The following is a 7,397-nucleotide window of genomic DNA, read 5'->3' on the forward strand; positions in this document are numbered from 1 at the left end:
CGCCCCCGCCCCCCGAGGCTCCTGCCACCGAGGCCCCCGCCACCGGGCGCCGCTTCGCCGCCGCCCTGCTGGCCGGCGTCTGCGCGCTGCCCGGCGCCGTCAGCGGCTACGCGGTGCCGGTGCCCACCAGCGGTGCGGACACCGTGAAGGTCGCGCTCATCCAGGGCAACGTGGCCAAGCCCGGCATGGACTTCCTGGGCCGGCCGATGATGGTGCTCGACAACCACGCCTCCGCCACCGAGCGGCTGGCCGCGGACGTCCAGGCCGGCCGGGCGCCCCGCCCCGACCTGGTCATCTGGCCGGAGAACTCCTCCGACCTGGACCCCTTCAGCGACCCGCTCGCCTACCAGCGGATCGACCAGGCGGTGCGCGCGATCGGCGTGCCCACCCTGGTCGGCGCCCTGGTGGACGGCCCGGACGCCCAGCACGTGCAGAACGAGGGCATCGTCTGGGACCCGGTCTCCGGTCCGGGCGCCCACTACACCAAGCAGCACCCGGTGCCGTTCGGCGAGTACGTCCCGTTCCGCTCGGTGCTGATGAAGCTGATCACCCGACTGCAGCGGGTCGCCCACGACTTCTACCCCGGCAAGGGCACCGGCGTCATGCAGCTGGGCCCGGCCCGGATCGGTGACGTGATCTGCTTCGAGGTCGCCTACGACGAGATCGTGCGGGACACCGTCAACGACGGCGGCCGGGTGCTGGTCGTGCAGACCAACAACGCGACCTATGCCGAGAGCGGTCAGCCCGACCAGCAGCTGGCGATGTCGCGGCTGCGCGCGGTCGAGCACGGCCGGGCCGTGCTGATCGCCTCGACCAGTGGCATCAGCGCCGTGATCCGCCCCGACGGCAGCATCGAGACCCGCACCGCCGAGCTGACCGCCGCCGAGATCAGTGCGAACGTCCCGCTGCGCGACGGCCGCACGCTCGCCGACCGGGTGGGCGCCGCGCCGGAGTGGGCGTTGTCCGTGATCGGGCTGCTGGCCTGCGGCGTCGCGGTGCTGATCGGCCGCCGCCGCCCGCGCGGCGGAACACCCGCGGCCGGCGGACCGTTGTCCAGGGTGGCGCCCTGACCGCGCGGGACGAGCCCGGCGGCGCGCGCGTGCGCCGCGATGGAGTGGATTCGTACCGTGACCCAGCACGTTGACCCGACCCAAGCCCCGGGCCGTCCCGGTGGTCCGCCGACCGGTCGACGCAGCCGGCTGCGCCGGGTGCTGCCCCTGGTGGTGACCGCCTGGCTGGTCCTGGAGATCTGGCTGGTGGTGCAGGTGGCCTCGGCCATCGGGTGGCCCCTGGTCCTGCTCCTGCTGCTGCTCGGCATCGTGCTGGGGGGCCGGCTGATCAAGCGGGCCGGCCTGAAGGCCCTGCGGGCCGCCTCGGCCTCGCTGGAGCAGGGCACCATGCCCGCCCCGGGCGCCGCGGAGACCGGCACCAGCCTGACCGTGCTGGCCGGCGTGCTGCTGATGGTCCCGGGCTTCCTGTCCGACCTGGTCGGGCTGACCCTGCTCTTCCCGCCGACCCGGGCGCTGTGGCGCCTGGCGGGCCGCCGGGTGGTGCGCAAGGCCCTGCGGGTGCCGGCCGGCGCGGGCGATCCGCTGGCGGACGCGCTGCGCCTGCAGGAGCAGCTGCGCATCCACCGCCCCGACGGCAAGGTGATCCAGGGCGAGGTGGTCGACCCGGCGCCGCCGCAGTGGCCGGGCACCCCGCAGGACGGCGCCACCCCGCCGCTGAGCCGCTAGAGCTTCTTCAGCCTCTTCGACGCAAGGGGGAGCGCTCCGATGATCGGGGCGTTCCCCCGTCCGGCTGCCCGCCACCGGTGTCCAGCGGGGGAGCGGTGGTCGCGAACGGGTGGCCCGCAACGGGTGCCGGAACACGCGTGGGGCCCGATCCGTGATCACGGATCGGGCCCCACGCGTGTCGCCACCGGTGCTAGGGGTGGCTTCGGGTCAGGCGCTCTTGCGGGTGTCCCGCGGGTGTACCGCGAGGTTCATCCCGCCGGAGCGGAGCACGGCCAGCCGCTCGGCCAGCACCTCCTCCAGCTCCTCACGGGTCCGGCGCTCCATCAGCATGTCCCAATGGGTCCGGGTGGGCTTGGTCTTCTTCTCTTCCGGCTCGTCACCGTCCAGCAGGACGGCCTCGGTGCCGCAGAACCGGCACTCCCAGGCCGAAGGAATCTCCGCCTCGACGGAGAAGGGCACCTCGAAGCGGTGTCCGTTCTGACATGCGTACTCGACGGTCTGGCGCGGGGCCAGATCGATGCCACGGTCGGTCTCGTAGCTAGTGGCGCCGAGTCGCGTGCCGCGGAGAGCTCGCTCGCTCATGAATCGTGCCTCCAGGGCTTATGGCCCACAGGACTAGTTGGGGGTCGCTGTCTTCGTCGTTCCGGTCAACGCTCGGCCGTCGACGAAGATTCCCGTCCCGGGACATGCGTCGTCTGTCGTGCCGCCCCTGTTTGTACCCATCTCCGTCCGTTTTGTCACATCTGGAGTGGGATATCACCCTGAGTGTCACGAATTTCGCGCCCTGTGACCGATTCTGCTTATCCGGGGCAGTGCACTGGCCTCGCGGGAGCGTACTGGGGTCGCCCGGGAATTCGCCATTCTGGCAGCTCAGCTCCGGTCACCACTGCGGGGCGGAGCGGACTTCGTGCTGATCCGCACGATCCGCGCGGTCCTTGCCGAGCTCGACGCGCACCGGCGCGCCCTGCGGGGCGCCGGCCGGACGGGCCCCGACCGGGTGCGCGCCGACGGGTGACGAGCCGGCCGGCTGCGCGGTGGCCGGGGTGTGCGGCTGGTGGTCGGGCAGCGGCGGGGCGGCCGCCTCGGTGCGGGTGTCGCGGTGCGGGAGCAGGGCGATCACCGCGTCCCGCAGCCGCGCCGGCGCCTCGTCGTCCAGCGGGTCCACGGTGGCCGGCACCTGGAGCCGGGTCGGCGCGTGCGCCCCGATCCGGGCGTAGCCGCGTCCGGGAGGGGTCTGCGCGGCGGGGGCGATGTCGAGCGGGACGCCCAACGCGACCTGCAGCTCCTCGGGGGTGCGGGCGCCGAGCGCGACCCGGGCCCGGGCGGTGCTGCGCACGGTGGGCGAGATCCGGTCGGCGGCCTCGATGGTGTCCACCACCACCACGGTGACCCGGGCGGCCCGGCCGTGCCGCAGCGGGACCTCCAGCAGGTCCTGCGGGTCGGGCCGGCCCTCGGCGTGGGCCAGCTCGCTGAGCTCGGTGGGGTGGTCCAGCAGCAGCCAGAGCGGACGGGTGGCGTCCGCCGGGGCCGGCTCGCCGCGGTAGCGGGCCGCGTTGAGGGCGGCCAGCCGGCGCTCGGTCTCCTGGGCCGCCCACTCCAGGGCGGCCAGCGCGCCGTGCAGGCTGGTCTCCACGGTGTGCACGCCCGGGCGGTTGACCAGGCAGGCGTGCTCGCCGGTGCCGGCGCCGTCGATCACCAGCAGGTCGCCGTGGGCCAGCGCCTGCAGGGCCACCGTGCGCAGCAGCGTGGAGGTGCCGGAGCCGGCCGGGCCGAGGGCGAGCAGGTGCGGGTCGGCCGAGCGCGGACCGGTGCGCCAGACCACCGGCGGCTGGTGGCCGCTGCCGCCGTCCTGGGCGACCGGGATCATCCGCTGGGTGGCCAGGCTGTCCGTGAAGCCGAGCACGATCTCGCCCGGCGCGGTCACCCAGTTCTGCGCGGGGACGTCGACCGGCAGCGGGGAGAGCGCGGTCACCTGCAGCCGGTTGCACTCCTCGTCCCAGTCGAAGCGGTACTCCCGGGCCCGGCCGGCCTTGCCCTGCACGACCTGCTCGATCCGGGCCCGGGCGATCGGCTCGGTGTCGGTGAAGTAGGCCGGGTAGGCGATCTCCAGCGCGGCCAGCCGGCCGTCCGGGTCGAAGGCCCAGTCGGTGAAGACGTCCCGGTAGCCGCCCTCGGGGCCGTAGAGCGGGCAGGGGTCGTCGGCGGCGCAGAGGTAGGGGGTCAGGGCGGCGTAGAGCGCGGGCAGCTTGACGTCGGCGGGGTCCGGCGTGGGCTCCTGGGCGGTCCGGGGCCGGCGGCCGGCCCAGGCGGCGCTGGCGAGCAGCGCGACGATCGCCAGCAGCGGGCCGTGCGGCAGCAGCACCCCGCCCACCAGGGCGGCGGCGGTCAGCAGCAGGGTCGGGCCGCGGCGGTCCTTGGGCGTGGCCGCCCAGCGGGCCCGGGCCCAGCCGGCGTGCCGGCGCAGGCCGCGCGCGATCAGGGTGAGCGGCGCGAACATGTCGGCGGCGTGGTCCCCGGCGGTGCGGGCGAGGTCGCGGCTGCGGACCAGCTGCTCGCGTCCGCGGGTGAGGTGGCGGTTGAGGGACATGGTCCTTGACTCCCCGGGCGGATGGGACGGGACGGGTGGGGCGGGCGAGGCCGTGCGACGGCCGTCCGGCCGCTGGGCGGCGGTGGCGCGGTGACGGCGGTGCTGCGGGGAAGGCGCGCGGCCCGGGGGCGGTGGGTCCGCGCCCGGGCCGGCGTGTGGCGGGATCCGGGGCCCGTGGGAGGGGCCTCGGGGGAGGGGAGCCGCAGGGCTCAGAACTTGATGCCGCCGAGCAGGTTGGCCAGGCTCGCGCCGCCGGCCTGGATGCTGGGGGCGATCGCGGTGCCCGCGAGGTAGAAGCCGAACAGGGCGCAGACCAAGGCGTGCGAGACCTTGAGGCCGTCCCGGCGGAAGAAGAGGAAGGCGATGGTGCCGAACAGGACGATGCCGGAGATGGACAGGATCACGGGGTCTGCTCCTCGGTGAGGCGGGACAGGGGACCACTGCCGTGGGATGGCAGCGGTGAGGTGGTCCGCGAAGCCATACAGGGGACAGTGTCACGGAAAGTGCCACAATCGTGACAAAAAGTAATAGATGATGGAACGGGGCAAACGGGTGGTTCTCGGCGGAAGTCGCAGGCCGTGGGTGGGGAACGGGGGTTCGAACGGCCCGGCCATGGGCCTTCGGGCCGGAGTTCTCGGCCTTTTCGCTGTGACGGGTGTGGTGTGTGTGACGGCTGAGTACTCCTGATATTTCGCCCGAACGGAGGCGTGACCAGTTGCCCGGCGTGTCGTGTGCGGCGGCCGGATCGTGGACGGTCGCTGGTCCCGGCCCGGGTGGGCGGCTACCGTGCGGGGGCACCGAGCCGGCGCCCGCCGCCCGGTCCGACCCACTGTCAGGAAGGGGCCGTGATGGCCGACTCCCGCGAACCGCAGAATCCCGCCGCAGCCGGGCCGCAGGACGGGCGGCCGGCCGCCGAGGAGCCGGCCGAGGCCGAGCTGGTGGAGCTGGCCGGGCGGATCTTGGACGCCGCCCGGGCCGCCGACGCCGCGGCGCTGGCCGCCTTCCTGGCCGCCGGTGCGCCGCCGAACCTGGCCAACGACCGGGGCGACACCCTGCTGATGCTGGCCGCCTACCACGGTCACGCGCCGGCCGTGCGGGTGCTGCTGGAGCACGGCGCGGACCCGGACCGGGTCAACGACCGCGGGCAGACCCCGCTCGCGGGCACGGTCTTCAAGGGGGCCGAGGAGGCCCTGACGGCACTGCTGGAGGGCGGCGCCGACCCGCGGGCCGGCCAGCCCTCGGCGTACGCGACCGCGCAGATGTTCGGCAAGGACGAGCTGCTGGCCCGCTTCGCCGCCCGCTGAGCGCCGTCCACGGTCCGTGCCCCGGGGCCGCCCCTGCGTCCACGGATCATCGGATGATCGGGCCGCCGTATGCTTGGCGGCCATGGAGCTTCGTACAACCCGCTACGACCACCCCGACGCCGAACTGCTGACCGCCGAGGTCCAGCAGGAGTACGTGCGCCGCTACGGCGACGGTGACCTCACCGTCCTGCACGCCGAGCACTTCGTGCCCCCGTACGGCACCTTCGTGGTGGCCTACCTGGACGACGCGCCGGTTGCCTGCGGCGGCTGGCGCGCCAAGGACGGTGACAGCCCCTTCCTGCTCGACGGCGACGCCGAGCTCAAGCGGATGTTCGTGGTGCCGGCCGCCCGGGGGCGCGGGCTGGCCCGCGCGGTGCTGCGCCACCTGGAGGCCTCGGCCTCGGCGGCGGGCCGCAAGCGCGTGGTGCTGGAGACCGGCACCGAGCAGCCGGAGGCGGTGGCGCTGTACACCTCCGAGGGGTACCGCCCGATCACCAAGTTCGGCCTCTACCGGGAATCGCCGCTGAGCATCTGCCTGGGCAAGGAACTGGTCTCCAGCTGAGGCCCGGCGCCCGCCGGGACCGGGTCGCACCGGCCCCCGCGGGCGCCGCCACCCGGCCGGACCGGGCCCGGGCGGCCGTCCGTCACCGGGCGGCCGGAACTGTTCCGAGAATTCTTCACATTCCCCGTTACTTCTCCGCGCGGTGCCGCCGATTGGTCGGTCACGTGACTGGTCACGGTGAATTCTCAGTACTCCGGACGTGCGGTCGTACCCCGTCTGCCTGCATAAACCGTGAATTGAGCCCATGGGCTGGGCTAGCGTCTTCCCCGCTGCGTCTGCTGGGTGGTCCCGGATTCCTCGGGTCCGTCCCTACCCCTGCCCATCCGCTGATTCTCGGGAGACATCGTGCACGACAATTGCCGGCCGGAAACCACGGCGGCCACCGCCGACGGCCTCCAGCTCGCGGTGAACGCGCTTGCCGAATTCCCCGTCCGGGCCGGGGCCGGAAACATGACCGGCCGCCTCGCCGCCGTCGCCGACCTGTGCCGGGCGGTGGACGGCGCCCTGGACGCGCTGGTGGTCCGCACCGCGGCGGAGGCCGCGGAGGAGGGCTGGACCACCGAGGGGATGCTGGCGGCGGACGCCGGCTACCACGCCCGGCTGCAGCGGGCGCTGGCCGGCACCGGGTCGCGCTCCGGCGCGGGCCACACCCGGACGACGGCGTGAGGGGCGGACCGATGACGACCCGCAACGCCCACGTGCTGCACTGCCCGACCCGCTGGAGCGATGTCGACGAGAACGGGCACATCAACAATGCCCGGCTGGTCGGCTACATCCAGGAGGGAATCTACGACCTCTTCCACCACCACGCGAAGGCGGTCCGCGATTCCCTCTTTCCGGCCGGATTCCTGATCGCCCGGCACGAGATCGATTATCTCCAGCAGTTGCACCACCAGCCGGAACCGCTGCTGGTCCGCCTCACGGTGGATCGGCTGGGACGCAGTTCCGCCCACGTGCGGGTCGATGTCTGCCGTGATCCGTTCACGTACATGACGGCGCGCACCGTGGTGGTGGCTCGTGATCTGGACTCGGGGCGCTCGCGCAAGCTGAGCCAGTCGGAGCGGCGATTCCTCTCCGACTACATGACGATCAGTCCGCACCTGCTGGCGGCCCGCACGGTGGCCCCGCGGCCGCCCGCCCCCCGGCCCGCCGCGGTCGTCCCGCAGCCCGCCGCTGCGGCCGTGGCCGCCCGGCCGGCCGCGGTCCGG

Annotated in this window: 9 protein-coding genes; 6 read left to right on the forward strand and 3 right to left on the reverse strand. The window is 74.0% G+C overall.

The window, feature by feature from the left end; translation table 11 throughout:
• Together lnt and fxsA are read left to right on the forward strand one after the other, a co-directional pair.
• Positions 1-1,070 (forward strand): apolipoprotein N-acyltransferase (gene lnt, locus ABD323_RS38180; protein WP_344446703.1); only part of this gene is annotated, 1,070 nt, incomplete at its 5' end.
• Between the two features lie 57 nt (positions 1,071-1,127).
• Positions 1,128-1,736, forward strand: a complete 609-nt coding sequence (gene fxsA / locus ABD323_RS38185) for an FxsA family membrane protein (protein WP_344446704.1) — start codon at positions 1,128-1,130, stop codon at positions 1,734-1,736.
• Positions 1,737-1,943: 207 nt separating this feature from the next.
• Here fxsA and ABD323_RS38190 read toward each other — a convergent pair whose 3' ends face one another.
• The 3 genes from ABD323_RS38190 to ABD323_RS38200 form a co-directional block, all read right to left on the reverse strand.
• On the reverse strand, positions 1,944-2,318 hold the full coding sequence (locus ABD323_RS38190; RefSeq protein WP_035795456.1) for an RNA polymerase-binding protein RbpA: 375 nt from the start codon (positions 2,316-2,318) through the stop codon (positions 1,944-1,946).
• 298 nt (positions 2,319-2,616) lie between these two features.
• Positions 2,617-4,323, reverse strand: a complete 1,707-nt coding sequence (locus ABD323_RS38195) for a hypothetical protein (protein ID WP_344446706.1) — start codon at positions 4,321-4,323, stop codon at positions 2,617-2,619.
• A 209-nt stretch (positions 4,324-4,532) separates the two neighbouring features.
• A complete protein-coding gene (locus ABD323_RS38200; RefSeq protein WP_035840595.1) occupies positions 4,533-4,727 on the reverse strand; it encodes a hypothetical protein in 195 nt (64 codons plus the stop codon).
• A gap of 444 nt (positions 4,728-5,171) precedes the next feature.
• On the opposite strand from ABD323_RS38200, the gene ABD323_RS38205 reads away from it, so the two are divergent.
• The 4 genes from ABD323_RS38205 to ABD323_RS38220 form a co-directional block, all read left to right on the forward strand.
• Positions 5,172-5,627 (forward strand): ankyrin repeat domain-containing protein, encoded by a 456-nt coding sequence (locus ABD323_RS38205; protein ID WP_344446707.1) that lies wholly within the window; start codon positions 5,172-5,174, stop codon positions 5,625-5,627.
• A gap of 82 nt (positions 5,628-5,709) precedes the next feature.
• Positions 5,710-6,189 (forward strand): GNAT family N-acetyltransferase, encoded by a 480-nt coding sequence (locus ABD323_RS38210; RefSeq protein ID WP_344446708.1) that lies wholly within the window; start codon positions 5,710-5,712, stop codon positions 6,187-6,189.
• A gap of 345 nt (positions 6,190-6,534) precedes the next feature.
• Positions 6,535-6,855 (forward strand): hypothetical protein, encoded by a 321-nt coding sequence (locus ABD323_RS38215; RefSeq protein ID WP_344446709.1) that lies wholly within the window; start codon positions 6,535-6,537, stop codon positions 6,853-6,855.
• Between the two features lie 11 nt (positions 6,856-6,866).
• Positions 6,867-7,397 (forward strand): acyl-CoA thioesterase (locus tag ABD323_RS38220; protein WP_344446710.1); only part of this gene is annotated, 531 nt, incomplete at its 3' end.

This window comes from Kitasatospora nipponensis, from assembly GCF_039528135.1.
Classification (GTDB): domain Bacteria; phylum Actinomycetota; class Actinomycetes; order Streptomycetales; family Streptomycetaceae; genus Kitasatospora; species Kitasatospora nipponensis.